Annotated in this window: 29 protein-coding genes; 14 read left to right on the top strand and 15 right to left on the bottom strand. The window is 65.0% G+C overall.

Annotated features, from left to right (window positions below):
- Positions 1 to 10 precede the first annotated feature (10 nt).
- Together ACIGJD_RS09970 and ACIGJD_RS09965 are read right to left on the bottom strand one after the other, a co-directional pair.
- Complete coding sequence (locus ACIGJD_RS09970) at positions 11 to 772, bottom strand: SDR family oxidoreductase (RefSeq protein WP_483689375.1); 762 nt, start codon at positions 770 to 772, stop codon at positions 11 to 13.
- Positions 773 to 926: 154 nt separating this feature from the next.
- A complete protein-coding gene (locus ACIGJD_RS09965; protein WP_141160471.1) occupies positions 927 to 1,652 on the bottom strand; it encodes a beta-ketoacyl-ACP reductase in 726 nt (241 codons plus the stop codon).
- Between the two features lie 153 nt (positions 1,653 to 1,805).
- On the opposite strand from ACIGJD_RS09965, the gene ACIGJD_RS09960 reads away from it, so the two are divergent.
- The 4 genes from ACIGJD_RS09960 to ACIGJD_RS09945 are packed head-to-tail and all read left to right on the top strand — an operon-like array spanning position 1,806 to position 3,841.
- Positions 1,806 to 2,237, top strand: a complete 432-nt coding sequence (locus tag ACIGJD_RS09960; protein ID WP_483689374.1) for a DUF3099 domain-containing protein — start codon at positions 1,806 to 1,808, stop codon at positions 2,235 to 2,237.
- Positions 2,234 to 2,491 carry a hypothetical protein gene (locus ACIGJD_RS09955; protein WP_142133874.1) on the top strand — a complete coding sequence of 86 codons (258 nt, stop codon included), beginning with the start codon at positions 2,234 to 2,236 and terminating at the stop codon, positions 2,489 to 2,491. Before ACIGJD_RS09960 ends, ACIGJD_RS09955 begins: the two co-directional genes overlap by 4 nt.
- Positions 2,492 to 3,364, top strand: a complete 873-nt coding sequence (locus tag ACIGJD_RS09950; RefSeq protein WP_483689373.1) for an SURF1 family cytochrome oxidase biogenesis protein — start codon at positions 2,492 to 2,494, stop codon at positions 3,362 to 3,364.
- 3 nt (positions 3,365 to 3,367) lie between these two features.
- Entirely contained in the window at positions 3,368 to 3,841 is a 474-nt protein-coding gene (locus ACIGJD_RS09945) for a YbaK/EbsC family protein (protein WP_483689372.1), read from the top strand.
- Here ACIGJD_RS09945 and abc-f read toward each other — a convergent pair.
- The gene (gene abc-f, locus ACIGJD_RS09940) at positions 3,838 to 5,436 is read right to left on the bottom strand and encodes a ribosomal protection-like ABC-F family protein (RefSeq protein ID WP_142133877.1); all 1,599 of its coding nucleotides are present in this window, start codon (positions 5,434 to 5,436) and stop codon (positions 3,838 to 3,840) included. The genes ACIGJD_RS09945 and abc-f overlap by 4 nt on opposite strands.
- Positions 5,437 to 5,643: 207 nt before the next feature.
- Between abc-f and ACIGJD_RS09935 the strand changes: the two genes are divergently transcribed.
- Entirely contained in the window at positions 5,644 to 6,708 is a 1,065-nt protein-coding gene (locus ACIGJD_RS09935; protein ID WP_483689371.1) for a spore photoproduct lyase family protein, read from the top strand.
- Between the two features lie 36 nt (positions 6,709 to 6,744).
- Here ACIGJD_RS09935 and ACIGJD_RS09930 read toward each other — a convergent pair whose 3' ends face one another.
- Entirely contained in the window at positions 6,745 to 7,758 is a 1,014-nt protein-coding gene (locus tag ACIGJD_RS09930) for a DUF808 domain-containing protein (protein WP_483689370.1), read from the bottom strand.
- A gap of 122 nt (positions 7,759 to 7,880) precedes the next feature.
- Positions 7,881 to 8,327, bottom strand: coding sequence for a VOC family protein (locus tag ACIGJD_RS09925; RefSeq protein ID WP_483689369.1), 447 nt, complete (start codon positions 8,325 to 8,327; stop codon positions 7,881 to 7,883).
- A 171-nt stretch (positions 8,328 to 8,498) separates the two neighbouring features.
- Here ACIGJD_RS09925 and ACIGJD_RS09920 point away from each other — a divergent pair, with 171 nt between their 5' ends.
- Both ACIGJD_RS09920 and ACIGJD_RS09915 read left to right on the top strand, forming a co-directional pair.
- Positions 8,499 to 9,524 (top strand): NAD-dependent epimerase/dehydratase family protein, encoded by a 1,026-nt coding sequence (locus ACIGJD_RS09920; protein ID WP_483689368.1) that lies wholly within the window; start codon positions 8,499 to 8,501, stop codon positions 9,522 to 9,524.
- Between the two features lie 169 nt (positions 9,525 to 9,693).
- Positions 9,694 to 10,515: a class I SAM-dependent methyltransferase gene (locus ACIGJD_RS09915; protein ID WP_483689367.1), complete on the top strand. Its 822-nt coding sequence runs from the start codon at positions 9,694 to 9,696 to the stop codon at positions 10,513 to 10,515.
- A gap of 160 nt (positions 10,516 to 10,675) precedes the next feature.
- Here the strand turns inward: ACIGJD_RS09915 and ACIGJD_RS09910 are convergent, their stop codons facing one another.
- Positions 10,676 to 11,188, bottom strand: a complete 513-nt coding sequence (locus ACIGJD_RS09910; RefSeq protein WP_483689366.1) for a DUF3592 domain-containing protein — start codon at positions 11,186 to 11,188, stop codon at positions 10,676 to 10,678.
- 212 nt (positions 11,189 to 11,400) lie between these two features.
- Here ACIGJD_RS09910 and ACIGJD_RS09905 point away from each other — a divergent pair, with 212 nt between their 5' ends.
- Complete coding sequence (locus ACIGJD_RS09905; RefSeq protein WP_483689365.1) at positions 11,401 to 12,000, top strand: hypothetical protein; 600 nt, start codon at positions 11,401 to 11,403, stop codon at positions 11,998 to 12,000.
- Positions 12,001 to 12,121: 121 nt separating this feature from the next.
- On the opposite strand, the gene ACIGJD_RS09900 is transcribed toward ACIGJD_RS09905, so the two are convergent.
- From ACIGJD_RS09900 to ACIGJD_RS09890, 3 genes are all read right to left on the bottom strand, one after another.
- Positions 12,122 to 12,322 (bottom strand): three-helix bundle dimerization domain-containing protein, encoded by a 201-nt coding sequence (locus ACIGJD_RS09900; RefSeq protein WP_483689364.1) that lies wholly within the window; start codon positions 12,320 to 12,322, stop codon positions 12,122 to 12,124.
- Between the two features lie 147 nt (positions 12,323 to 12,469).
- Complete coding sequence (locus tag ACIGJD_RS09895; RefSeq protein ID WP_483689363.1) at positions 12,470 to 13,324, bottom strand: 3-hydroxyacyl-CoA dehydrogenase; 855 nt, start codon at positions 13,322 to 13,324, stop codon at positions 12,470 to 12,472.
- A gap of 23 nt (positions 13,325 to 13,347) precedes the next feature.
- On the bottom strand, positions 13,348 to 13,980 hold the full coding sequence (locus tag ACIGJD_RS09890) for a TetR/AcrR family transcriptional regulator (RefSeq protein WP_483689362.1): 633 nt from the start codon (positions 13,978 to 13,980) through the stop codon (positions 13,348 to 13,350).
- Positions 13,981 to 14,049: 69 nt separating this feature from the next.
- Here ACIGJD_RS09890 and ACIGJD_RS09885 point away from each other — a divergent pair, with 69 nt between their 5' ends.
- Positions 14,050 to 16,458: an alpha/beta fold hydrolase gene (locus ACIGJD_RS09885; protein ID WP_483689361.1), complete on the top strand. Its 2,409-nt coding sequence runs from the start codon at positions 14,050 to 14,052 to the stop codon at positions 16,456 to 16,458.
- A gap of 1,030 nt (positions 16,459 to 17,488) precedes the next feature.
- Here the strand turns inward: ACIGJD_RS09885 and ACIGJD_RS09880 are convergent.
- Entirely contained in the window at positions 17,489 to 18,160 is a 672-nt protein-coding gene (locus ACIGJD_RS09880; protein ID WP_483689360.1) for a Type 1 glutamine amidotransferase-like domain-containing protein, read from the bottom strand.
- 152 nt (positions 18,161 to 18,312) lie between these two features.
- Between ACIGJD_RS09880 and ACIGJD_RS09875 the strand changes: the two genes are divergently transcribed.
- From ACIGJD_RS09875 to ACIGJD_RS09860, 4 genes are all read left to right on the top strand, one after another.
- Positions 18,313 to 18,660: a recombinase family protein gene (locus ACIGJD_RS09875; RefSeq protein ID WP_483689359.1), complete on the top strand. Its 348-nt coding sequence runs from the start codon at positions 18,313 to 18,315 to the stop codon at positions 18,658 to 18,660.
- Positions 18,661 to 18,809: 149 nt separating this feature from the next.
- Positions 18,810 to 19,448, top strand: coding sequence for a biotin transporter BioY (locus tag ACIGJD_RS09870; RefSeq protein ID WP_483689358.1), 639 nt, complete (start codon positions 18,810 to 18,812; stop codon positions 19,446 to 19,448).
- Positions 19,449 to 19,454: 6 nt separating this feature from the next.
- Positions 19,455 to 20,183, top strand: a complete 729-nt coding sequence (locus tag ACIGJD_RS09865; RefSeq protein ID WP_483689357.1) for an energy-coupling factor ABC transporter ATP-binding protein — start codon at positions 19,455 to 19,457, stop codon at positions 20,181 to 20,183.
- Positions 20,180 to 20,803, top strand: a complete 624-nt coding sequence (locus tag ACIGJD_RS09860) for an energy-coupling factor transporter transmembrane component T family protein (protein ID WP_483689356.1) — start codon at positions 20,180 to 20,182, stop codon at positions 20,801 to 20,803. Before ACIGJD_RS09865 ends, ACIGJD_RS09860 begins: the two co-directional genes overlap by 4 nt.
- A gap of 9 nt (positions 20,804 to 20,812) precedes the next feature.
- Here the strand turns inward: ACIGJD_RS09860 and ACIGJD_RS09855 are convergent, their stop codons facing one another.
- Both ACIGJD_RS09855 and ACIGJD_RS09850 read right to left on the bottom strand, forming a co-directional pair.
- The gene (locus ACIGJD_RS09855) at positions 20,813 to 21,991 is read right to left on the bottom strand and encodes a thiolase family protein (protein ID WP_483689355.1); all 1,179 of its coding nucleotides are present in this window, start codon (positions 21,989 to 21,991) and stop codon (positions 20,813 to 20,815) included.
- The gene (locus tag ACIGJD_RS09850) at positions 21,981 to 23,387 is read right to left on the bottom strand and encodes a class I adenylate-forming enzyme family protein (RefSeq protein WP_483689354.1); all 1,407 of its coding nucleotides are present in this window, start codon (positions 23,385 to 23,387) and stop codon (positions 21,981 to 21,983) included. Before ACIGJD_RS09850 ends, ACIGJD_RS09855 begins: the two co-directional genes overlap by 11 nt.
- Before the next feature lie 58 nt (positions 23,388 to 23,445).
- Between ACIGJD_RS09850 and ypfJ the strand changes: the two genes are divergently transcribed.
- The gene (ypfJ, locus tag ACIGJD_RS09845; protein ID WP_142133894.1) at positions 23,446 to 24,327 is read left to right on the top strand and encodes a KPN_02809 family neutral zinc metallopeptidase; all 882 of its coding nucleotides are present in this window, start codon (positions 23,446 to 23,448) and stop codon (positions 24,325 to 24,327) included.
- Positions 24,328 to 24,510: 183 nt separating this feature from the next.
- Here the strand turns inward: ypfJ and ACIGJD_RS09840 are convergent, their stop codons facing one another.
- Genes ACIGJD_RS09840 through ACIGJD_RS09830 form a run of 3 tightly spaced genes read right to left on the bottom strand, consistent with a single transcriptional unit; the run spans position 24,511 to position 26,054 of the window.
- Positions 24,511 to 24,843 carry a metal-sulfur cluster assembly factor gene (locus tag ACIGJD_RS09840; RefSeq protein ID WP_058267279.1) on the bottom strand — a complete coding sequence of 111 codons (333 nt, stop codon included), beginning with the start codon at positions 24,841 to 24,843 and terminating at the stop codon, positions 24,511 to 24,513.
- 15 nt (positions 24,844 to 24,858) lie between these two features.
- Positions 24,859 to 25,653 (bottom strand): Fe-S cluster assembly ATPase SufC, encoded by a 795-nt coding sequence (gene sufC / locus ACIGJD_RS09835; RefSeq protein ID WP_142133895.1) that lies wholly within the window; start codon positions 25,651 to 25,653, stop codon positions 24,859 to 24,861.
- Between the two features lie 47 nt (positions 25,654 to 25,700).
- Positions 25,701 to 26,054: a non-heme iron oxygenase ferredoxin subunit gene (locus ACIGJD_RS09830; RefSeq protein ID WP_483689353.1), complete on the bottom strand. Its 354-nt coding sequence runs from the start codon at positions 26,052 to 26,054 to the stop codon at positions 25,701 to 25,703.
- Positions 26,055 to 26,063: the final 9 nt, after the last annotated feature.

The following is a 26,063-nucleotide window of genomic DNA, read 5'->3' as shown; positions in this document are numbered from 1 at the left end:
CAAACTGCTGCTAGCTGGAAGTTTCCGCGCTCTTGCCGAAGTAATCCGCTCCGCCGGCGTATTCGGTGTGGCCGGACTCGACGTCGGCCGTTGCCATCCCCGCCACAACCTGGGCGAACTCTTCCACGGAGTACAGCTTGCCAGCTTCCGCGCGGCGGGCCTCGATGGCGCCCGGCGTGGAGCGGTCCAGGAGCGTGGCGGTGACCGTGCCTTCGATCATGTCGCCGGACACCACCACCAGTGAGATGCCCTTCTCCGCCAGGTTCGGAATCAGTTCACGCAGGGCGTCCTCGCCGGCGCGCTTGCTGCGGGCCACCGGCTCGTAGGCCGGCATGGTGGGGACGGTGTTGATGAAGTGGGCCTGGTGGCTGGTCACGAAGACCACCCGCGAGCCTTCCTTCATCAGGGGCACTGCGGCGTTGAGCATGTTGATCTGTGCGTCGCGGTTCAGCTTGAGCGCATAGTCCTCGCCCATTCCGGTTTCCATGCCGCCGGAGGCGTTCAGGACCAGGATGTCCAGGGACCCGAAGTTCTCCATGGCGGCGCTGGCGAGGGCCTGCACGCCTTCCTGGGTGGTGAGGTCCGCGCCCACGGCGACGGCGCGGCCACCCGCGGCTTCGATCCCCTGCACCACTTTGTTGGCGCGGGGCGCCTTCTGGCGGTAATTGACCACGACGGCGGCGCCCTCCGAGGCGAGGATCCTGGCTACGTCAGCGCCAATGCCGCGCGATGATCCGGTGACGATCGCGGTCTTGTTGTCCAGCAGTCCCATACAAGCTTCCTTTGTTCGAAACATCTAAATCGTTGTGGCCTGCAGTCCATCATGCCAGCGGCGGTGGCCGGCATCCCTTGTCCAACTTCGACAAAGAAGGACCCGCAGGCTAGTTCCTGCGGCGCCTACCCTGCCGTGACGGAGACCGGCAGGGTCAGTGGCCCATGCCCAGGCCGCCGTCAACCGGAATAACAGCGCCGGAGATGTAGGCGGCTTCGTCGCTGGCGATCCAGCGGACAACGTTGGCCACCTCTGCGGCCTCGGCGAAGCGGCCGGCCGGGATGCTGGCCAGGTAGTCCTTCTGGGTGGCCTCAGGCAGTTCGGCGGTCATGTCGGTGTTGATGAAGCCGGGCGCCACCACGTTGGCGGTGATGCCGCGGGAGCCGAGTTCGCGGGTAAGGGACCGGGCGATGCCTACCAAGCCGGCTTTGGAGGCGGAGTAGTTGATCTGGCCCGGCGCGCCGTAGAGGCCGGAAACCGAGGAGATCAGGACCACACGGCCCTTCCGGAGCCGGATCATGCCCTTGGAGGCGCGCTTGATCACCCGGAAGGCTCCGGTCAGGTTGGTGTCGATGACAGACGTGAAGTCGTCCTCGCTCATGCGCAGGAGCAGGGTGTCCTTGGTGATGCCGGCGTTGGCCACCAGGACTTCCACGGGACCGTGAGCCGCTTCCACTTCCTTGAAGGCAGCATCCACCGAGGCCTCGTCGGTGACGTCCGCCTTGACGCCGAGGATTCCCTCCGGAAGCTGCGTTTCACTGCGGTAGGTCACGGCAACTTTGTCGCCGTTGGCCAGGAACGCCTGCGCGATGGCCAGGCCGATACCGCGGTTGCCGCCGGTCACCAGGACGCTGCGGGGTGCGGACGCTGTTTCTGTCATAGGGGTGCTCCGGAATTCTGCGGCAGGCTGCGCCGCGGTTGCGGGGTGTGGTTTGGGCTGCCTCCGATCTTAGCGGCAGGGCCGCGGCGGGTTTGGGCAGCACTGCCGATGGTGCGAGAATTAAGGGAAGCCTTTGGAGCGTGATCATCCACCGTGACCCTTGAAAACCATGCGGGACGTTTCGCGCCCGGAGAACCGGACCGGTTCTCCGGCGACGCCGAGGTCCACAGCATTACGGACGCCGCGGCCGCACATTCGGAAGATATGCGCCAGCGGATGATCAAGTACGCCCTGGCCATGGGAATCCGCATGGTCTGCCTAATCCTGATTTTCGTGGTGGACGGGTGGTTAAAAATCATTGCCGTGGCGGGAGCAGTTTTCCTGCCTTGGATTGCGGTGGTCATCGCCAATGGCAGCGACAAGGCTGAGACGCCCAGCGACCTGTTGCTGGACTCGGCCCCGTTGGCCGAGCTTGAAAGCCCGCCTCCCCCGGCCGCCGAAGACCAACCGGAAAGCGCCGTGCTCCAGGGCGAGCTGGTGAAGGACGATGACCAGGAACGCGGAGAGCAGGGGCAAGCCAAATGAGCATTTTCGATTTTGCAGCAGGATCGGACGTCGCGTCTGAGACCGCCATGTGTTCCCGGAAAGCGTGCAGGGCGCAGGCGTCCTGGCAGCTTCTCTGGAACAACCCCAAAATCCATACACCCGAGCGGCGCAAGACCTGGTTGGCCTGCGCCGACCACCGGGAATGGCTCGAGGACTACCTGCAGACGCGCGGGCTCTGGAAGGAAACCCTCCCCCTTGCCGGGGACGGCGGATCGCTGGAGCAGGACATCTAGATGTACCGTTTCCTCTTTTCCAGCAAGTGGCTGGGCTATCTCCTGCTGGCCGCCATCTTTGCCACCGCCTGTGTTTTCCTGGGCCGCTGGCAGATGGACCGGCGCGCGGAGACCCTCGCCGAAATCAACCGTGTGGTCAGCAATTACTCGGCCACGCCCATCCCCTTCGCCCAGGCACGGGACCAGTTCAACCAGCTGGACCCGGCCAAGGAGTGGACCCAGGTTGAGTTGAAGGGTACCTACGACGCCGCCGGGCAGCGGATTGTGCGCAACCGGCCCCTCAACGGCCAGCCCGGCTACGAGGTAGTGGTCCCCTTCCGCCTCACCACTGGTGAGACAGTTGTCATCGACCGGGGTTGGTTGCCCATCGGCAACAAGAATCCGGGCAGCCCCGATGCGGTGCCTGCCCCTCCCCCAGGTGAGGTGACCGCCGTCGTGCGTTTGAAGCATGGTGAGCCGGAGCTTCAGCGCGGCGCCCCCGAAGGCCAGCTCGCTTCCATTGACCTCCCCACCTATGCCGCGCAGTTGGGCTCCCCACTGCTCACCGGCGCCTACGGCCAGCTCGCCTCGGAAACGCCGCCGGCAGCCGAGATGCCCGTTGCCTTCCCCAAGCCGTCCACGGACGAGGGCACCCACCTGTCGTACTCCCTGCAGTGGTTCGCCTTCGGTGTCCTGATGTTTGTGGGCTTCGGCTACGCGGCGCGGCAGCAGGCGCGGAACGCCGCGATCGATGCCGAGGACGAGGAGTTGCGTGACAATGAGGCCGTGCACGCAGCGGTGACCCCCCGCCGTCGGCCGGCTCCTCCGCGCAAGCGCAAGAAGGCCACCGCCGAGGAAGAAGAAGACGCCCTCCTGGACGCGCAAGGCTACTGAGGCATGGAGTACGACGGCGGCCCGGTCGCCTTGGTGCGTTCCGCTTTGGTGGCGGCGGGGCTCGGCGACACTGTGCGATCCTTTTCAGCCGGCGTCCCCACTGCAGCCGCGGCAGCTGCGGCCCTGGAATGTGACGTTGCCGCGATCACCAACAGCCTGATCTTCGAGCTCAGCGGTGAACCGCTGCTGATCCTGGCCAGCGGGGCCGCCCGCGTGGATACAGCGCTCGTCGCGGCGCAACTCGGGACGGGCAAGATCCGCCGCGCCTCTCCGTCCTTCGTGCTGGAACACACGGGCCAGGAGGTAGGCGGGGTTGCGCCCGTGGGCCACCCGAAGAAGATCAGGACCCTCCTGGACGAATCCCTGCAGGCCTATGCGGTGCTGTGGGCAGGAGCAGGGGACCACAACTCCATGTTCAGCATCACGTACACCCAGCTCCGGAGCATTACCGGGGCGCTGGAGCTGCAGGTCCGCTAAGCCAGCGTGATCAGGTCCAGGTAGTCCTCGTTCCAGAGGTCCTCAACCCCGTCGGGAAGCATGACAACCCGTTCCGGGTTAAGGGCCTCGACCGCGCCTTCGTCGTGGCTGACCAGAACGACGGCGCCGGTGTAGTTGCGCAGCGCGCCCAGGATTTCGGCGCGGCTGGCTGGGTCGAGGTTGTTGGTGGGTTCGTCGAGGAGCAGGACGTTGGCGCTGGAGGCAACGATGGTGGCCAAGGCCAGGCGGGTCTTCTCGCCACCTGACAGCACGCCGGCAGGCTTGTCCACATCGTCACCGGAGAACAGGAAGGAGCCCAGGATGCCGCGGACCTCGGCGTCCTTCATGTCCGGTGCGGCGGAACGCATGTTCTCCAGGACGGTCCGGTGATGGTCCAGGGTCTCGTGTTCCTGGGCGTAGTAGCCCACCTTGAGCCCGTGGCCGGGGATGACTTCGCCGGTATCGGGGGCGTCCACTCCGGCGAGCATGCGCAGCAGGGTGGTCTTGCCGGCACCGTTGAGCCCCAGGATGACAACCTTGGAACCGCGGTCGATGGCCAGGTCCACGTCGGTGAAGATCTCCAGGGACCCGTAGGACTTGCTGAGGCCGTCCGCGGTAAGCGGGGTCTTGCCGCAGGGTGCGGGGTCCGGGAACCGGAGGGCTGCCACCCGGTCCTGCTCGCGGACCGCTTCGAGTCCGCTCAGCAGGCGCTCGGCGCGCTTGGCCATATTCTGGGCGGCCACTGCTTTGGTGGCCTTGGCCCGCATCTTGTTCGCCTGGTCCATGAGGACCTGCGCCTTCTTCTCGGCGTTGGCCCGTTCCCGCTTCCGGGCCCGCTCGTCGGTCTCCCGCTGCAGGAGGTAGCGCTTCCAGTCCATGTTGTAGAAGTCGATCTGGGCGCGGTTGGCGTCCAGCAGGAACACCTTGTTGACGGTGGCTTCGAGCAGGTCGGTGTCGTGGCTGATGACGATCAGGCCGCCCTGGTGGTTTTTGAGGAAGTCACGCAGCCACGCGATGGAGTCGGCATCGAGGTGGTTGGTGGGTTCGTCGAGGAGCATGGTCTCGGCGTCCGAGTAGAGGATGCGTGCCAGTTCGACGCGGCGCCGCTGGCCACCTGACAGGGTTTTGAGCGGCTGGTTCAGCAGCCGGTCCGGGAGCGCCAGGTTGGAACAGATTGATGCAGCCTCGGCTTCGGCTGCGTACCCACCGGCTGCGAGGAATTCGGATTCCAGCCGGTCGTACCGTCCCATGGCCTTCCGCTGCACCTCGGCGTCCTCGCTGGCCATTTCGTCGTGCGCCTTCCGAAGCTTGCCGACCACGACGTCCAGGCCACGGGCGGACAGGATGCGGTCCCGTGCCAGCTGCTCCATGTCCGGGGTACGGGGGTCCTGGGGCAGGTAGCCAATCTCGCCGCTGCGGGTCACCTTGCCTGCGGCAGGCAGGCCTTCGCCTGCGAGGACGCGGGTCAGCGTGGTCTTGCCGGCTCCGTTGCGGCCCACCAGGCCGATCTTGTCACCCTTGTCGATACGGAAGCTCACCTGGTCCATCAGGAGCCGGGCACCGGCACGCAGTTCAAGATCCTGGACAGTAATCACAGCAGGTAAGGCCTTTCACAACAGGGAACGCCACGGTCCGCACACGGAGTGCCAGGGGACGCTGGGGCAGAGCGGCCGTCAGAACGGCACAGTCCAGTCTACCGTCCGGGAGGCGGCGCACTTTCCATGCTGCACGTGCGGGGGTCGGGACGGATGCCGTGGGCTTAACTGGCCACGGCAACCAGGCCCTTCAAGGAGAATGAAAACATGGACTCCGACCGGCTGCTGCAAATCCGCCGTATCTATGCGCAGCCTGCCGCCCTGGAACTGCCGCGCGGCCGGGAGATCGTGGCACGATGGCCCGAAGCCGACGTCGTGCCGGTGGAAAACCATTGGAACATTCCAGGCCTTCACGGTGACGAAACCAACGTGCCGCGCTGGTCACGGATCAAAACGGAGGCGCTGGTCCTTGGGGTCAAGAAGTCCCTGACCGTCAAGCCGAACGGCAGGTCGGCGGACTTCATTGCCCCGTCCACGGCCAACGGGTGCGCCATGGCCTGCGCCTACTGCTATGTTCCGCGGCACAAGGGCTACAGCAACCCGGTCACGGTGTTCGCCAACATCGACCAGATCGCCGCGGCGCTGGAACGGCACGCCACACGCCAGGGACTCAAGCTCGAACCCAACCAGTGCGACCCCGAGCTGTGGGTCTACGACATCGGCGAAAACAGCGACTGTTCGGTGGATGCCATGATCAGCGACAACGTGGAGGACCTTGTCACGCTCTTTCGCGAACTGCCCAATGCCAAGCTGTCCTTCGCCACCAAGTTCGTCAACCGGCAAATGCTTAGCTGGAACCATGGTGGCCACACCCGGATCCGCTTCTCGCTGATGCCGGCGGACCTGGCGAAGTCGGTGGATGTCCGGACATCACCGGTGGCGGAACGGCTGGCTGCGATCAACGAGTTCGTCGACGCCGGGTACGAGGTGCACGTGAACTTCTCCCCCGTCATCATCACCGACACCTGGCTGGCCGATTGGGAGCAGCTGCTCCGCCAGCTCGACGCGACGCTGACCCCGGCAGCCAAGGCGCAGCTGGCGGCCGAGGTCATTTTCCTCACCCATAACGAGCAACTGCACGAAGTGAACCTGGGCTGGCACCCGCAGGCCGAGAACGTCCTGTGGCGTCCCGACCTCCAGGAAGCCAAGGTCTCGTCGAACGGTTTCAGCAATGTCCGGTACCGGGCGCGCACCAAGGCAGGCTACGTCCAGCAGCTGACAGCGCTGATCGACAGGATCGCACCGTACTGCCGGATCCGCTACGCGTTTTAGGCATTGTGCTCGTGTAGGCGGCGCCGGCCCGCAGGGTCAGCCCTTGTGGTCTTGCGGGTGGTGTCCGTCATTTGCAGCCGGAGCGTTGGCCTCGCTGTGGCCGTCCTTTGCCTTGCCAAAAGGCAGGACTTTCAGGAGCGGGCCGATCACCGCCAGGACCACCAGGCCCCAGATGAGTCCGAGGACTGCTGAACACAGGGTGTTGACGAGCCAGGCCAAGAGACCGCCGACAACCGCAACGCCGGCCACCGGGTGCTCGAGGGCGTGGACCAGGTCATACGGTGCATGCCAGCCCAGGTCGTGGGCGCCCTGCAGCATGATGTGGCCGCCCACCCAGAGCATGGCTATGGTTCCAACGAACGTAATCGCACCGAGCACGGCCGGCATTCCCCGTACCAGCAGCTCACCAAAACGCTTGGCACGGGCGGAATCCTTGCCGGTCAGGTGGATTCCAATGTCGTCCATCTTCACGATCAGCCCGACGGCGCCGTACACGAGCACGGTAATGGCGAATGCCACCAGGACCAGGATGAACGCCCGGATCCAGATGGACTCCGCTGCCACCTCATTCATGGAGATGACCATGATCTCGCAGGACAGGATGAAGTCGGTGGTGATGGCACCCTTGACCACCTTTGCCTCGGCTTCCGGCCCCCGTTCTACGGCCGGCGCTTCCCCGGCCTCATGGTGGCCGCCGCGGAGCTTGTGCCAGACCTTCTCCGCGCCCTCGTAGCAGAGGTAGGTGCCGCCCAGCATGAGGATGAAGGGGATTACTCCCGGGGTGAAGGCGCTGATCAGCAGCAGCGCCGGGAGAATGATCAGGAGTTTGTTCCGGATGGAGCCCCAGAAGATCTTCTTGATCATTGGCAGCTCGCGGGACGGGTCGGCCCCGGAGACGTACTGGGGGGTGACGGCGGCGTCGTCAATTACGACGCCGGCGGCCTTGGTCCCGGCCTTGGCGGCACCGGCTGCCACGTCGTCCACCGAGGCTGCCGCGATGCGGGCCAGGGCGGCGACGTCATCCAGCAGGGCGACGAGCCCGCCGCTCACAGGTTGCCCCCGACTGGGTGCGGGACGGACGGTTGGGGATGGGTGGGTGGGTGCGTGATGGGCATGTTCGGAGTATATGGCAGCACGGCGCGGGCCCCCTTACCCGTTGTGCGCCGGGGTGATTAGTCTCTGGTGGACTTGTTGAGTTCCTGGGCGAGCATCACAATAATGCCGCTCGGGCCACGGACGTACGTCAGCTTGTACACGTCTCCGTAAGTGGCAACGCCGCGCAGCGGGTGGCATCCATGCTTTGCGGCGATCTCGAGGGCGGCATCGATGTCATCGACCGAAAAGGCAACGCGGTGCATCCCGATCTCGTTCGGCAGCGTAGGGCCTGTCTCGATGGCACCTGGATGAATGTACTCGAAGAACTCCAGCTGACCCTTGCCGTCCGGGGTCTGGAGCACGGCAATTTTGGCGTGGTTGCCGTCGAGGCCTACAGCTGTGTCCGCCCATTCCCCACTGACCGTGTCACGACCCAGTACCGTCAGCCCGAGGTCGGTGAAAAACGCAATGGCCTCTTCCAGGTCGCGAACGGCGATGCCTACGTTCTCGAGTTTGATCGGCATGTGCCCCACGTTACCAATACAGGAACGCCGGGTCACTGGAGGAAGTAGTTCCGGAGAACGGCGCGCCCAGGAAAAGATCGGGAACGGGTCACCCGTTCCGGTGCAGCGTGAAGTGTTGTGCTGAGAGTGAAAGCCGGTGCGTTGGGACGTGATGGCTGGGAGGCTCCCAGCATGAGAATTCTTGTGCTTGGGGGAACGGCGTGGCTTGGATACACGGTGGCTAAGACTGCCGTGGAGTCTGGGCACGAGGTCACATGTCTGGCTCGGGGTGAAGGGGTCCCGGACGGAGTCACCTCTGTTCGCGCTGATCGTGACGATGACAATGCTTTGGCCGCCGTTTCAGTGGATCCGTGGGATGCCGTCATCGATGTCGCGCGGCAACCGTTCCACGTTCGTCGTGCGGTTCGGGACCTTCGTGATGTCGCAGAGCGGTACATCTTTGTCTCCTCGGTCAACGTCTACGCCTCGCAGGAAGATACGGGCGCCGATGAGGACGCAACGCGTTTGCCTCCACTCGAGGCCGGCCGGATGAGTGCCCCGGATGACTACGGATCGGCGAAAGTGGCCTGCGAAAATGCTGTCCTTGAGGCTTTCGGCCCCGAGCGAAGCGTCGTAGCCCGTGTTGGACTCATCGGTGGTCCCGGAGACCCTTCGGGACGAACCACCTACTGGGTTCGCCGGTTCGCGGAGCCTTCTAATGATGCCGGTGAAGTCCTCGTGCAGAATACCCCGGAGCTTTCGACCGCACTGATCGATGTTCGGGATCTCGCGGCCTGGCTCGTGCACCTCGCTGAAAAGAAGGCCAGTGGGATCTTCAACGCCGGTGGCGACCCCGTCCCGTTGCAGGAGCACATCGAAACTGCCCGGTTGGTGGCACACCATGCAGGCCCTGTAGTCCAGGCACCTGAACAATGGCTGCTGGAACAAGGTATAAACCAGTGGTCGGGTGAACGGTCCCTGCCGTTGTGGTTGGCAGACCGTGAGTGGTATGGCCTGAATGCCCGCTCGAACAGGCGAGCCGTCGAAGCTGGCCTCGCGCTGCGTCCTCTTCACGACACGCTCGCCGATATCCTCACAAGCGAGCTTCCACTGTCCTCAGCAGACAAGCTCGGTTCCGGCCTCACGGACGCAGAAGAGCTTTATCTGCTCGACAAGCTCAGCCGCCAGACCGCTACCAACAACTCAAACCTCTTGTAGCCGTCCGCACGAACCCCACAACAGCATCTGTTGGTCGTTCCCTCAGGGCTGCAATCGTCGGGCGAGTCGGGGCGCGCCGGAGCCAGGCGTGAGCATAAGCGGGTTGGTTCTCACCACATGACCCAGACTGGAACGGAAGAATGACGAACAGCTTGGGGGCGAAGATAACGTGACGGCCATCGGTATCCACCAACAAAGAACCAGCGACTGGGCCGGGGTGGCCCAGGCATATTCGCAGAGTTTTTCGCACCTGTGCGCGGGGGCGCTCGTGCCGTTGCTCGATGCAGCAGAAGCCAGTCTGGGCGGGTTGGCGGGTCGCCGTCTTGCCGATGTCGGCTGCGGAACCGGAAATCTCACGGCCCTTGCCATAAGCCGCGGTGCAAACGTGACGGGCATCGATCCGGACGCTGAGATGCTTGCCCTGGCCGGTGCAGCGGCACCTGGGGCAGAGCTTCTCTTGGGCGGAATACCGGACCTGCCCTTAATGCCGGACACATTTGATGCAGTCCTGGCCAATTTTGTCGTCAATCACGTGGGCGCTCCCCGGGCGGCCGTGGCTGACCTCAAGCGGATCTGTCGACCCCAGGGAGTCGTCGCTGTGACGATCTGGCCCTCTGAACTCTCTGCCATCAATAAGCTCTGGTTAGACGTCGTGGAAGCCAGCGGCGCTACCGCACCCGGCCGGCAACGACTCCCGGCCGATAAAGACTTCGACCGCACGGAGCAGGGATTGAATGACCTGCTGGTCGGCACCGGTCTGGACGCCGTGCACACGACCACTCTTGCCTGGGACTTCACCATCGATCCTGATGATCTATGGGCCGGCCCGGCAGGCGGCGTAGGAGGGATCGGCAAAATCGTCACCAGCCAAACACCGTCGATGCAGTCCGCGATGAAGCATGAATACCTACGCCTCGTCTCGCCCATGATCAAAGATGGAAAAGCAGTGCTTCCAGCCGTTGCTCTGCTCGGAACTGGGTTGGCTCCATAACCGCGGGCAACCAGGACCTCAGCGATGCAAGCACCGGGTGCTCGTGGGGCACGAGGCTAACTCATTGGATTCCATGTAGCCGGCAGCCGCGGCGGACCTCCTTCGGCTGCCACTTGGAACTGTCTCTACCCATGGTCCCGGCGAGGCGCCGGTCCTTCCATCACGACCCTGTCACATTGCTGCGCATGTCGGAGCTGCGGACCTTGTCCCGGCGTCTCCTCCTCAGCCCGGTGGCGATGATGATGAGACCAAGCGTTGTGAAGATCGCAGTCAGGATCAGGCCCACCCCGCCGAGGAACTCGCTTTCGCTTTCGTAGCCGAGCACGATTACTTGGTTTGGGTCTTGTTCGCGGTATGCGACGGTGACCTGCTCGCCCACGGATGGGTGCTGCTCATGATCCACCGCTGCATCGGCGTATCGGGTCACTCCGTCGGCCGCCACGTACTCCACCGTGATGTCCCGGTTCGATGCCTTCCTGGCGTCACTAAAGTAGGTGATGGTTCCGGAGACTTGGACGCCGGTGCGGGCAAGCTCTTCGTCGGCGTCCACCTGCTGATAGCTGGTCACCATCAGGGCAGGCCCCACCAGCATCAGCACGGCGGCGAGCAACACATTCCCCACGCGTTGTAGGAGCGACTTGGGCTTTTTGTTCATGGTTCCGGGACTTGTCACGGCGCCCATTCTTCCCGACAGCGGCCGAATCCTCGTTGCGGCTCCCCGGAAACGACTACAGCGACGGCACCGCGCCGGTTTTTAGCCGTAAAATCACCCGGAGATCAACATATTGGGGGACGCGTGCTCTTGACCAGCGAGCAGTCATGCCGAAAACAGGGCAGCCGGGATTGCTGCTGGCGACCCGGGCTTGCGCTCGCTGAGGCTCTGGCATGAATTACGACCAGCAGCAGTTTCCACCTCAACCGCACCGGGCTACGCTGGCTCATCCTGGCAAGGCCCAGCACCAGCAACATCCCTACTACGGGCCCCCGCAGCCAGGGTGGCAGGGACCACCGCCACAGAAAAGGAAGACTAAAACAGCCTGGATCGTGGGCGGTATCGCTGTGGTGGTGGTCCTGGCGTGCCTTCTTGGATTCACGGCATGTACAGCACTCGTTCAGAGCATCAACGGCGGTGGCGGCTCCCAGGCCGAGAAAGCCGCCGCGATGATGGCCCGGGCAGACAAGGTCCCGCAGAAAGACTGGGTCGAGGTCTATCGCGAGAACCCTAAGGTTGATCCGGGCTGTCTCTCCATCGACACCTCCTGCCTGCGGCTGAGCGCCGCGTGGACCGTGAACCACAAGGTCAGTCTTGACGAAGTAGCAAGCAGGTTCGGCATGAAATCCAAAGAGGCCGGCCCGGTATCGGGGCGGTACATGGGCTGCGTCAAGAGGGAGTTCGACGGCACCGGCGAAGAATCGCTCTGCATCGATGAGACTGAGGATGGCCTGGACACCTACCAAGTCACCATCCAGATGCGACGCGACTAGGCCCTGCACACAGGTCAGCCACGCCGTCCAGTATTTCAGTGGGCCACTCCCATTAGGCCGGCTCAACACGGTATGCCGGCTGCACAGGATGTAGACCCTGGCGACCGTGTCCGCAGCGCTTCTAGACGCGGCTGCCTTGGAGTCGCTTGATGGCTGCCCGCTCGACCATTGCGGGGATCATCGTCCGCACCGGACCCGAGTTGAAGGCTGAATACTCTTCGCAGACTGCGTCCTCAATATCAGCCCTGGAGCGTCCCGGGAATTTACAGGCAAGGGTGTTGATTACCGACACCACAGCGTGCTGTTCTTCATTGCACTCCATCGTTCACCTCATCATCGAGCCTCTGCCGCAGCTTGAATGATAAGCATGCTTGTTATTGTTGCTTGGAGTCAAGCAAAGAGTTCTGCCTGCCCTCCCGGTCCAAGACCTGGAACGGGAAGAACTGCAGCAGCACTAAAGGTCCGCGGCTCAGTACTTGTAGAAGCCCTCCCCCGAGGCGACGCCCAGCTTGCCCTGGTCGATGTAGTGCTCCTTCAGGTGCCGGGCGAACGCCTGCGAACCGGCATCCGGCGAGGCCGAAGCGATGTTGTACGCCGTGGTGAGGCCGACGACGTCGTAGATCTGGAACGGTCCGCTCGGCGCCCCCGTCGCGATGCGCCAGGTCTTGTCAATGGTGTGCGGGTCGGCGACGCCCTGCAGCAGCAGGCCGGCGGCCGCGTTCAGCAGCGGAACCAGCAGCGAGTTCAGGACGTAGCCGGCCTTCTCCTTCCTGATTTCGATCGGTTCCAGTCCGCTGTTCCGGGCAAAGCCGACGACAGCGGCATACACCGCCGGATCGGTTTCGGCGGTGCCCATGACCTCGGCGATGTTCTGCGCCCAGATGTTGTTGGCGTAATGGAGCGCAAGGAAGCGGTCCGGGCGTCCGGTGAAGTCTTTGAGGTCACTGGGCAGCAGGGTGGAGGAGTTGGTGGCGAAGATGGTTTTGGCGGGCGCCCGCTCCGCGAGCTCGCGGTAGACGTCGCGTTTGAGTTCCAGCAGTTCGGGAACGGCTTCGATCACAAGGTCCGCGTCGACGACGGCGTCCCCGAGGTCTGCGGTGAGGCGGAGGTTTGCCAGGGCTGCTTCGGTCTTGCCCTCGGAGGCGCCGGCTACCTGTGCCCGGTAGATGCCGGCGAGGCGGGTGAAACGGTCCCGCGCCTTGGCAAGGGCGTCCTCGTCGACGTCGTAGGCGGTGACCACGAAACCGTGGAATGCGGCCTGGAAGGCGATCTGGGAGCCGAGCACTCCGGTGCCGAGCACCGTGAGCGTCTTGATGGAGGGCATAAGAGTTTCCTTTCGGCGCGGGCCTAGCGGCCGCCGGGGTTGTCGGACCCGTAAATACTGCGGATCCAGATGGTTGACAGGACGTCCAGGGCTCCGGACTCCGCGATGGCGGGACTTTCCCGGTTGAGTACAGCAGTAATGACCCGTTCGTTCATCAGGTTCAGGCTCACCGCAAGATCGTGCGCGTCGATGCCGCCCGGCGCCGCCCCGCGGGCCTGCTCGGCACGAATGACGTCGCTTGAGAAGTCGACCCAGGACTGCATCGATCTGGACCACAGCCCGCGGACCTCGTCATTGCGGGCGCGCGCTGCGATAGCCGCGGTCGACACGCCGCGGTGGGAGACGAACACCTCAACAAACATTCCGATGGAACGGGTCCAGGCGCCCGCCGGGTCGCTCTCGAAATCGCGCGAAAGGTGGCCTACCCGGTGCTCGACCTCGGTGATGACCCTGTCCAGCAGAGCCAGCAGCACGGCATCTTTCGAGGGGAAATAGAAGTAGAACGTGGGACGCGAAATGCCGGCACCCCGGGCCAGGTCCTCGATGGAGACGTCATCGAAGGCACGGCTGGCCAGGAGGGTCTCCGCGGTTACCAGGATCGCGTCCTGCCGCTCATCGCCGGAAACCCTCGCGCTGCGTCTTCCTCTTTGATCCATGCGCCCATCCTAGCCCCGGTTCTCAACACAGTGTTGACTACCTCAACATTAAGTCGATAACTTGGCGGCATGAGCGAACACGTAGATGTGTTGATTGTCGGCGCTGGGCTGAGCGGCGTGGGTTTCGCCAGCCGGCTGAAGCGCGAGGTACCCGGAAAAACCTTCGCTGTCCTGGAGTCGCGGAACGCCGTCGGGGGGACCTGGGACCTGTTCCGGTACCCCGGGATCCGGTCCGACAGCGACATGTACACGCTCGGCTACTCCTTCCGGCCCTGGGCCGGCGCCAAGGCGATCGCGGACGGCGAGTCAATCCGCGAGTACATCAAGGCAACGGTCGCCGACGAGGGCCTGGAGCCGCGGATCCGGCTGAACACCCGGGTCATTTCCGCCGCATGGTCAAGCGAAACCGCCCTGTGGACCGTGACGGCGGTCCACACCTCCGGCGGCGAGTTCCGGTCCAGCGTCACCGCCTCCTCCCCCGAACCGGTCACCTTCACCTGCTCGTTCCTGTCCGTCTGTTCCGGCTACTACCGCTATGACGAGGGCTTCACCCCGGCCATTGACGGGGCCGACACCTTTGCCGGAACGATCGTCCACCCGCAGCACTGGCCGGCCGACCTCGACTACGACGGGAAGCAGGTGGTGGTCATCGGCAGCGGCGCCACGGCCGTGACGCTGGTGCCGTCCATGGCAAAGTCGGCGGCCAAGGTAACGATGCTGCAGCGCTCCCCCACCTACATCGCTCCCGTGCCCGCGCGGGACCACCTGGCCGACCGCCTCCGGGGCAAGCTGCCCGCGCAACTGGCATACGACGTCGTACGCTTCAAGAACATCCTCTTCTCCATGTTCACCTACCAGCTCAGCCGGCGGCGGCCCGAGACGATGAAGGCGATCCTGCGGAAGTCGGCAGTAGCCAAACTGCCGGCGGGCTTCCCGGTGGACACGCACCTGGCCCCGACCTACCAGCCATGGGACCAGCGGGTCTGCGCGATCCCCAACGGGGACCTGTACCGGGCCATCAGCGCCGGCACTGCCGAGATCGTGACCGACACGATCTCCCGGATCACCCCGGACGGGATTGACTTGGCCTCCGGCACGTCGCTGCCCGCCGACGTCATTGTCACGGCCACGGGATTGAATTTGCTGGTGATCGGCGGCATGAAGCTTTCCGTCGACGGCGAGCCCGTGGACGTCGGCAGAACCCTCACCTACAAGGGCATGATGCTGGAGGGGGTCCCGAACTTCGCCCTTACCATCGGCTACACCAACGCGTCCTGGACCTTGAAGGCGGACCTGGTCGCCGGCTACATCTGCAGGCTGATCAAGCAGCTCGACCGGCGGAACCTCCAGTGGGTGGTACCCGTGGCGCCCGCCGACGTCGTCAACGGCACGCTGTCTTCGCTGATCGACCTGAAGGCCGGCTACATTTTCCGCGGCGCCGATCAGTTGCCCCGGCAGGGCACAGGCTCGCCGTGGCGGCTGCACCAGAACTACTTCCGCGACTTCGCCCTGCTCCGGGCCGGCAGGCTGACCGACCACGTCCGGTTCGGCCGGCGCGGGCAACCGGTGCGGGAAACCGTCCGGCAAACCGCAGCCCCGGCACGGGATCCCCTCGCCCTGCCGGGAACGGGCCATGTCACCGATGCGGGGACGCGCCTGCGCTACCGGAAGACCGGCAGCGGGGAACCGGTCCTGTTGCTGCACGGCATTGGCCAGAGCCTCGAGGACTGGAACGAACAGCACGAGCGGCTCTCGGACCGCCACACGGTCTACAGCGTCGACCTTCCCGGCTTCGCGTACTCCGAACGGCTCCCCGGCACGACTACGCTCGCAAAGCTGGCCGGAATCCTGCCGGCCTTCCTTGACGCCGTCGGGGTTTCCGGGCCGCTGCCCGTGATGGGCAACTCGCTCGGCGGTGCCGTGGCCATGAAGCTGGCTGCCGACCATCCGGACCGCGTCTCCGCACTCGTGCTGGCCAACAGCGCCGGATTCGGCAAGGAAGTGGCACTGGTCCTTCGCCTCCTTGCGGTCCGCCCGCTCGCGGCTCTGCTCCTGCGGCCCGACGAGAAAGCATCACGCCGGACCGTCCAGTCGCTCTTCTATGACAAAACGCTGGTCACGGACGACCGCATCGGCCACGCGCTCGCCCTGTCGCAGCGGGAGGCGCACCGCCGGACGCTGGTCGACGTCGCCCGCGACCTGGGAACGATCTCCGGTGTCCGGGCCGAGTGGCGCACCGCTCTGATCGGGGCGCTCGCCAAGTCCGCCGTTCCGACGCTGGTGGTGTGGGGCGACCACGACCACGTCCTGCCGTTCACCCACCTTGAGGCGGCCGCCGAGGCGCTGCCCCGCGCCGAGTCGCACGTCTTCGCCAAGACCGGGCACATGCCGCAGATCGAACGGCCCGACGAGTTCGCGGCCGTAGTCGAGGACTTCCTCACGAGGGTCTCCGCAGACCGTCAGGCGGCAAGCATCTAAGGGCGATTCTCGACGTCGGCAAGGACAGTCAGCCCCGCGCCGCAGACATTAGGGGTTCCATTATGAGTTCCCACCGCCCTACTGGACTACATGGAGATGGGCGAGGGCCCTGCCCGCAATCTCGCAAAGATCAATGAAGTAGGCGGCATCGTCTAGATCGCAGGCCTCCCGCTGCCGTCTCCAATCCTCGGTGGTTACGCTATGACAAATGACATTCCGGCTGCCCTTGATTCTTTTCAAGCGTTTGAAGAACCGAGAGACGGAGTGGGAGACAATCCCTTCAAATTGGGTTGCTCTCCCACGGTCCCCGCAGCGCTCAATGAGATTGAAAAGTCATGGAGGGGGCGCGTGCCGTTGGAGCTGCGCCAGTTGCGGCTGCACCATCCCTGGCGGACTTCCCTGGTCGGGTACCGCGTAGCTCTTGGGAACAAGTACTGAGGATCGTCGAGCGAGGCGGACTGTAGCAACCCTGAATGAGTCCTGGACTCCTCGTCTTTACTAAATCCATTCGATAGCAATAGAGGTTCCTCTGGGTTAGCTTGGATAAGTGCCCCGTATCCTGCGTGCGCCAGAACTGTCGCTCCTCGTCCTCGCCGCATCTTCTCTGACCGCCTGCTACACGCCGTCGTGTGCCACTCTATTGGAACCGAACGTCCTTACGATTGACTTCTCCGCGGTAGGGCGCCCCGCTGTCGACCTGGAATTCGAATTTGACTGTCCAGGTGAGAGAGCGAGTGCTTTGAGAACTCTGCAGGGGCTCGTCTCGACGCTGCTACCCAAAATGCAGTCGAGGTGTGGCCTGGGATCAGTAATGTCCATGTGGTTGTGTATGAAAAGGGCGGGCAGTCCCCAATTTTTGAGAAGAACCTTGAGCCGGTCCCGTGGGATCCCCCCACCAAGCCCAACAGTTGCCCGGTACCGGGCAAAGCGGTGCTGAAGCTTTAGGGCGTCCGGCTGATGATTCCCTGGCGAGCGGGGAAGCGGCATAAACGCGTTCTTCCAGCTCTACGTACCCCGCCCGGAAATGGATTCATTCCTGCGATCGGTGGTCGAGCACCTTCCAGCGTCCCTCTGAGACGACCTCGACTGTGGCGCCGTTCACCGTGATGGCACTCTGATCGTCGAGGGCGTAGGCCGGTCCGCCGATACCGGCCAACCAGTGCTCGGCCTCGGCAAGGGTGTTCTCGGGGAAGACGTCCAAGTGAGGGAAGATCGAGAAGTCCACCAACCCGAGGGTGCGGTCGTCCGGTGCAGACGGCCACCCCACGAACGCGGAGCCGATTCGCGGGGTCATCACCATGCTGCCCCCACTGACCCCCACCCAGACGGTGTCGACCAGCGAAGGGAGAAGGTCGACCAAGCCTGACTCCCGCATCCAGTGGTATAGGTATGTGGCCTCGCCACCGGCGACCAGCAGCACGTCGGCCTCCTGGACCCAAGGCACCCAGCGCTCCGCGCCGATCGTGGAGAGCGCAGTCAACTCGAGAACGCCGAGCGACTTCCACCCCAGGGAGGTCATGCCGCCCCATGCGCGCCCGTGCAGGAAGTCAGGTACCTGGACCGGCCACTGCCGGGGGTAGCCCCACTGCGCCGTCGGGACGCAGAGCGCAACGGCGTCGTCGATCGGCTTCCCCAGCAATTCGACCAGCGCATGGCTGATGCTCGGGTTGGTGATGCCTCCGGAAGTGAGAAGAAGCTTCACGATATGCCGGCCCTCAGCGCGTCCACTCTCAGAAGCTGTGTCATTCAGCAAGTATGGCCTTAGTGTGCGCTGAGGCAAAGGAGAAGAGCGCCCGCAAGACAGTCCCCACCCGCCGCAGTCCAGACTCCTTGGTGGCGAATAAAGACCGCAACGTGCCGAAGCTCTTGCAGCGGCTGGGGTGGATCCCGCGGGACATCGCGGACGAGCTCACGCGCAAAGGGGTTGCCCTCGACCTTGGTGGCAGCGTCTATAACCCCAACGATCCGGTGGGGAAGCTGGTGCTCAATGTCCTGGGCATGATTGCCGAGTTCGAATCCGACCTGATCCGCGCCAGGACGCGTGAGGGAATGGCGGTGGCAAAAGCCCGGGGCCGGCTGCGGGGGAAACCTCCAAAGCTTTCAAAAGCCCAAGAAGCACACGTTGTCAGTGTCTACCAAGGCGGGGCGCACACCACCGCTGAGATTGCCGAGCTATTCGGCGTTGCCCGCTCAACGGTGTAGAACATTCAGCCGCTTCCCACCCGAGTTGTGCCCACCCCCAAAGCAGCAACCCTCCGCGTTAGTGGAACCCCTACAAAATGGACCCCGCCCAAGATCTGTAGCGTCGGCTGTACATTAGATTCCGCTTGTACAACCCCGACAGGACCGCCATGAGCAGCATCACCACCAAGACCACTCCTCCGACGGACCGTCGCCGTTGGAACGGCACAGACCTGGGACTCATCGCCGTTTTCGCTGCCTTGGTCGCCGCCGCAGCCTTGGTGCCGGGCCTGGCCCTGAACGGCTTCGGCGTCCCCATCACCTTCCAGACCCTGGCGGTGATGCTCACCGGACTGGTGCTTGGCCCCACCCGCGGGTTTGCCGCCGTCGGGCTCTACACGCTTCTGGGCCTGGCCGGCCTGCCCATCTTCAGCCAGGGGCGCAGCGGCCTGGCCATCCTCGCCGGCCCCTCCGCCGGGTACATCATCGCGTTCCCCATCGCCGCCTTCGTCGTGGGATGGCTGGCCACCCTGGTGATCCGGCGCACCACCAAGTCGCGCGCCCTGTGGTTCTTCCTCGCCGCGACAGCCACGAGCATCGTCTTCGTGCACACGCTGGGCTTCATCGGCATCGCGATGAACTCCAAGGCCACACTGGAGCAGGCCTTCCTGAGCGACCTCGTCTTCTACCCCGGCGACATCATCAAGAACGTCCTGGCGGCCGCCATCGCCGTCGCCCTTCATCGGGCCTTCCCGGACGTCCTGGTGCGCCGCGTGCGGCGCCGTACCCAGCCCGCCGAGAGCGCCTAGGCCCCTATGCCCGCTGTGACATTCGCCCAGGTGTCCGTCGCCGTCGAACGGGAGGACTCCCCGCACCCTAAGGTGCTCCTTCACCCGGTGAACCTCCGGCTGGTGGAAGCGCGCATAGGCATCATCGGTGCCAACGGCTCCGGCAAATCCACTTTGCTGCGCCTGGTCAACGGGCTCATCCAGCCCACCACAGGCACAGTAGCGGTCGACGGCGACGATACAGTCCGTGCCGTCCGGAAAGTCCGGCGCAACGTGGGGTTCGTGTTCACCGATCCACTGTCCCAGCTGGTCATGCCCACGGGCAGGGAGGACGTGGAGCTGTCCCTGCGCCGGTCCATCCGGAACGCGGCCGAACGCCGCAGCCAGGCAGAAGCCGCACTGCAAAGACTGGGCCTGCTGCACCTGGCTGACCAAAGCATCTACGAACTGTCCGGCGGCGAACGCCAGCTCATGGCGCTCGCCGCCGTGCTCGCCGTCGACCCTAAAGTGCTGGTCCTCGACGAGCCCTCCACCCTCCTGGACCTGCGCAACCGCGAACTGCTGCGCAGGACGCTGGCGGGCCTGGACCAGCAGATCATCCTGTCCACGCACGACCTCGAACTGGCCCTGGACATGGACCGGGTCCTGGTGATCGAGGACGGACGCGTGGCCTTCGACGGCGCCCCTGCAGATGCAGTGACTGCCTACCGTTCCTGGTGCATGCAGGGGCTCAACACGGGGCGGGACGTCCAGTGAGGGGACACGGCTTCCTCCTGGCCAACTATGTGCCCGGCGATTCCCTCCTGCACCGGGCGCCGCTGGCATTGAAGTTCCTCCTGGTCGCGGCCTGCGGCCTGGTTTCCTTCGTCATCGTTGACTGGCGCATCTCCGCAGCCGTACTCGCCGCGCTTTGCGCCCTCTTCCTGCTTTCCGACGCCGGAGTGAAAAGGCTCTGGAAGGCCATCCGGCCGCTTGCCCCCGTGCTGTTGGTGATTGCGCTCTTCCAGTGGTGGCAACTCGGTGGCGCCACGGCGGCGAGGATCGTGCTGAACATCCTGCTCTGCGTGGTGGCCGCGTCTCTGCTCACCGCCACCACCCCCATTCAGCGGCTCCTTGACGGCGTGGTCCGGGCTGCACGTCCCTTCACGAGGTTCGGCGCGGATCCGGAGCGCTTTGCCCTGACAATCGGCATCATGCTCCGCAGCATCCCGTTCATTGCCGGCACCTTCGCCGATGTCCGTGACTCCGCCAAGGCCCGCGGCCTGGAGCGCAATCCGCGTGCTTTGGTCCTGCCGGTCTTCATCACCTCAGTGGCTTATGCGCGGCAAACGGGTGAAGCACTCGCCGCCCGAGGCCTGGGCGAGGCCGAGGACTGAAGCCGGCATCTAGAGGCGCCGATATTCCAGCAGCGCGGCAGTGCCCATGCCACCCGCCATGCTGATCATGGCCAGCGCCAGGGCTCGCGGTGTTCCTGCCCGCCGGGCCTGTGCCAGCAGCCGGGTCACCAGCACAGCCCCCGAAGCACCATAGGCGTGCCCCAGCGCCAGCGCCCCGCCATCCAGGTTGGCCCGGTCCGGGTCGATCCCCAGCTCGTCCAGGCACGCGAGGGTCTGCGATGCAAAGGCCTCGTTGAACTCCACGAGGCCTACCTCATCAGCCGCTACACCGGCCTCCGCAAGCAGTCCACGGGCAGCCGGCGCAGCACCGATGCCCAGCAGTTGCGGGTGGACGCCTGCGGTTGCGGAACCCCGGACCAGCAGCGCGTCGCGTACCCCTAGTAGGCGTGCGCGCTCCAGGGAAGTGATGACGACGGCGGAGGCAGCGTCGGCGTCAAAGCAGGAGTTCCCGGCGGTGACAGTTCCTCCGGGCACGAAGGCGGCCGGAAACCGTCCCATGATGACGGGGGTAAGGCCCCGGCGTGGCCCACCATCGCCCGAAACTGTGCCTCCTGCCGTGGCCAGCGGCACTATCTCGTCGGCAAAGCGGCCCTCTTGGATTGCCGCCAGGGCTTTCCGGTGGCTGGCCAGCGCGAAGGCGTCCTGCCGCCCCCGGCCAATGCCGAATTCCTGCGCTACCGTTTCCGCCGCCACGCCCATGTCCGGATCGCCAAAGCTCTCCGGCACAAACTGGGCGCGCCGGTAAAACTCCTCGCCGCCGTCGTCCGTCCTGTGGGCGCGCAGGGGTGCGGTGCTGGTGCTTTCCACTCCCCCAGCGAGATAGACCGGGCTGCCGCCCGCTGCCACCATCCGACCGGCGAGGACAATGGCGTCCAGGCCCGAACCGCATTGCCGGTCGACTGTAATCCCGGGAACACCAACCGGTAGTCCTGCCTCCAGAAGGGCCAGCCGGGCCACATTGCCGCCACCGCCCACGGCGTTTCCGATGACAACGTCGGTGACGGAGGCGGGATCGAGTGCAACCTCCAAGACCAGTTCCCTTAGGACCGGCGCCAGGAGCTCATGGGCGCGCAGGCTCCGCAACGCACCGTTCACCGGGCACACCGGCGTCCGGCGGGCGGCGATGATGACGGGTTGGCGCTCCGGCGGCAGCAGGTCAGCCGGCAAGGGGACGCGCCCTTGGGTCCCGGGAATTGATCCACTCCAGCAGCAGGCTCCTGCTGACCTTGCCCCTGTCCATGGTGGGAAGTTCCGGCAGGACGTAGTACTGCAGGGGACGCTTATGCCGGGACAGGAGGTCCTCCAGGCCGGCCCTGAGCTGGGTAGCGGTGATCCCGCCGTGGGACGGAACCACGCCGGCCACCACCCGCTGGCCGCGCAGATCGTCCTGCATACCGGCGGCAAGGGCTGCCGCCACACCAGGGACTGCGGCCAGGGCGAGTTCCACTTCGTGGGGGTACACGTTCCGGCCGGCGGTGAGGATCATGTCCGCGCGGCGGCCCAGGATGTGCAGTTCCCCGTCCTCGAGATACCCCTGGTCCCCCACGGTGTACCAGCTTCCGAAGGACCGCAACGCCTGGCCGTCGTCGCCCCACAGGTAGCCGTTGCTGACCATGCCGCTGCGGACGCAGATGTTGCCGTACCCGCCGTCCGGGACCTGACTACCGCCGTCATCGAGGATCCGGACCTCGACGCCGGGAAAGGGCCGGCCAATACCGGTGCCGCCGTGGTCGGCAGCCTGGCCGGCAGCCAGGCCGAGGCCGGATACGAAGCTCAGCTCGGAGGCGCCGTAGTACTCGTAGATCGTCGCATTCGGGGCCCAGCGCCGGGCAGCTTCGAGGGTGCGTGCGTCGAGTTTGGAGCCGGCGCAAATGATGGTCCGGATTCCCGAAGCGTCAACGCATCCCGTCATGCCTCGTTCACTGAGCATCCGCAGCATGGTGGGGACCAGGACAAGCCGGGTGACGCGGTCGTGCGTGATGGCGGCGTGGACGTCGCCGACGTCGAACGCTACCAGCGTCTGGAACTCGGAACCGGCGTAGAGGCACTCAGCCAGGGCATACAGGTTGAGGCTGGCCGCCAGCGGCCCCGGTGCAAGGGTGACATCACCCTGGCGAAGGCCGAAGAACTCGATCGAGGCATCGAAGGACTGCTGCCAGGACTGCCGGGATCGGGTGAAGGCCTTGGGCACGGACGTGGTCCCGGACGTGAGGCCGATCAGGAAGGCGGACTCCGGCGGACCATCCACGAGCCTGTCGTCGGGGGACACCGGGGCTGCGACACTGTGTGCCTCCACATGCCGGGCAATGTCCTCCTGCAGGAGCGCGGGCCAGTCCGGGTCAAGGACGGCGCACTGCCGGCTGCCGGCTACAGCAGCGGCGAATTTGGCCGCGAAATCCACGGAGTTCGGTTCACAGAGGGTGGTCACCGACTTCGCCTCCGAAACCAGCCCGGCGGCCGCATCCCGGAGCCCGGCCCAGTCGAGTCGCCGCCCGGCGACAACGACGGCGGTGTCGTGCGGCCGTTGCTCTGCCCAGCGCTGGATCTTGTTCAGGAATGGCACGGACCAACTTTACCGGCCGGCACGGATTGAGGACCGGGCCCGCGGGTATTGTGACGATATGAGTTTCAATGACAACGCGCAGCTTGATCCCAGCCAGGTCCAGGACCGAAGGGGCATGGGCACGGGTGTGAAGGTCGGCGGCGGAATCGGCGGCGGCCTGGTCCTGCTTGTTGCGCTCCTCCTGGGCATCAACCCGAACATGCTCGGCGGCCTGACTGACGGCGGCACCGCCGGGCAGTCCCAGGGCACGGCGCCGGCCTGCAAAACCGGAGCGGACGCGGATGCGCGGCTGGACTGCCGGATCACCGGCACCGTGAACAGCCTGAACGCGTTCTGGCCCGGCTACCTCAAGCAGTACAAGGTGCAGTACCCGCAGCCCGAGGCAGTGATCTTCAGCGGCAGCACCAACACCGGCTGCGGGCCCGCCACCTCAGAGGTGGGTCCCTTCTACTGCCCCACGGACACCACCGCCTACTTCGATCCCGGATTCTTCCAGGAACTCGTGGACCGGTTCGGTTCCTCCGGCGGCCCCCTGGCCCAGGAGTACGTGGTGGCCCACGAGTTCGGCCACCACGTTCAGAACCTGCTCGGTGACCTGAAGCGGGCGCAGCAGGATCCGCAGGGGCCGGAGTCCGGCTCGGTCCGCACCGAACTGCAGGCCGACTGCTACGCAGGCCTCTGGGCCAAGTACGCCTCCACCACCAAGGACCCCGCCACCGGCCAGCCCTACCTGGAACCCCTCACCCAGCAGGACGTGAACGACGCCTTGTCCGCGGCCGCATCGGTGGGCGATGACCGGATCCAGAAGGCAGCCACCGGCCGCGTCTCCCCCGAAGGCTGGACCCACGGCTCCAGCGAGGAACGCCAGCGCTGGTTCACGCGCGGCTACCAGTCCGGCGACATCCAGCAATGCGACACGTTCTCCGCCGCCACCCTCTAACCCCGTAGACTGCTCCGTAACGGCCCTTTTGAAGGGTCAAAACGGCAGTTACATGGGCCCACGCCCGCAGGGTTCCCTGGCCGAGCGAAGCGAGGTTAGGGCGCGGGTGGGGAGCAATCGATGAAGCAACGACGACGGCCGGCCACCTTCGCGGAGAAGGTGACCGGCCGTCGTCGTACTTATTCAGATGTTAAAGCCGAGGGCCCGCATCTGGTCCTTGCCGTCGTCGGTGATCCGTTCGGGACCCCATGGCGGCATCCATACCCAGTTCAGGCGCCAGTCGTCAACGACGCCGTCCAGGGCCTGGCCCACCTGCTCCTCGAGCACATCGGTGAGCGGGCAGGCGGCGGTGGTCAGCGTCATGTCGATCAGGAGCGCACCGTCGTCGTCGGAGTACTTCAGGCCGTACAGTAGGCCCAGGTCCACGACGTTGACGCCAAGCTCGGGGTCGATGACGTCCTTGAGCGCCTCTTCGACGTCCTCCAGGGCCGTGCGGCCCGGCGTGATTTCGGTCATGACAATGAGTCCTTACTAGGCCTGTACTGCGGCCTCAGCCGCGATGGTGGCTGAGCCGGCGCCCTTGGCGTAGCGGTCGTAGCCTTCTTCCTCAAGGCGGTCGGCCAGTTCAGGGCCGCCCTCCTCGACAACCTGGCCGTCCACGAACACGTGCACGAATTCAGGCTTGATGTAGCGCAGGATGCGCGTGTAGTGGGTGATGAGCAGCGTGCCCATGTTGCCCTCAGCGTGGGCGCGGTTGACGCCCTCGGACACGATCTTCAGCGCATCGACGTCCAGGCCGGAGTCGGTCTCGTCCAGGACGGCGAACTTGGGCTTGAAGAGTTCCAGCTGGAGGATCTCCACGCGCTTCTTTTCACCGCCGGAGAAGCCTTCGTTGACGTTGCGCTGGGCGAAGTCGGCGTCGATGCGCAGCTTCTCCATGGCATCCTTGACGTCCTTGGTCCAGGTACGCAGCTTGGGCGCTTCGCCGTCGATGGCGGTCTTGGCGGTGCGCAGGAAGTTGGTCATGGTGACGCCGGGAACCTCAACGGGGTACTGCATGGCGAGGAAGACGCCGGCGCGGGCGCGCTCGTCAACGCTCATGGCCAGCACGTCTTCGCCGTCCAGCGTGATGCTGCCGCTGGTCACGGTGTAGCGGGGGTGGCCCGCGATGGTGGAGGCCAGGGTGGACTTGCCGGAGCCGTTCGGGCCCATGATGGCGTGGGTTTCGCCGGTCCTGATGGTCAGGCTGACGCCCTTCAGGATCTCCTTGGTGCCCTGTTCCGTCTCAATGCTGACGTGCAGGTCCTTGATCTCAAGAGTTGACATGCTCTTCTTTCTTTTTCGCTCGTAAGTCTGGTGCTGCGGGCGCCCAGTTAGTTGTTTACTGCTGCGCCGTTCAAAACGTTGGTGACGTCCACGTAGACATCGTCCCCGTCGAGTTCGACGGCGAACACCGGGACAGGATCGTAGGCGGGGAGCTGCAGCGGCTGGCCGCTGCGCAGGTCGAACTGGGAGCCGTGGCCCCAGCACTCGATGGCGCACCCTTCCACGTCGCCCTCGGACAGGGAAATGTCCGCATGCGAGCAGGTGTCGCCGATGGCGTGGATCTCCCCCATCGAGTCCCGCACCACGGCCACGGGATAGCCGTCGATCAGGATCCGCAGTGCCTGCTTGACCTGGATGTCATTGGCGTTGCAGACCAGTTCGCCCTTGGGTGTGCCGCTCATACGTTCCTG

This window comes from Arthrobacter sp. E1SS-5 (assembly GCF_057073715.1).
The sequence above is the reverse complement of the archived record's forward strand: the minus strand, read 5'-3'. Positions and strand labels throughout refer to the sequence as shown.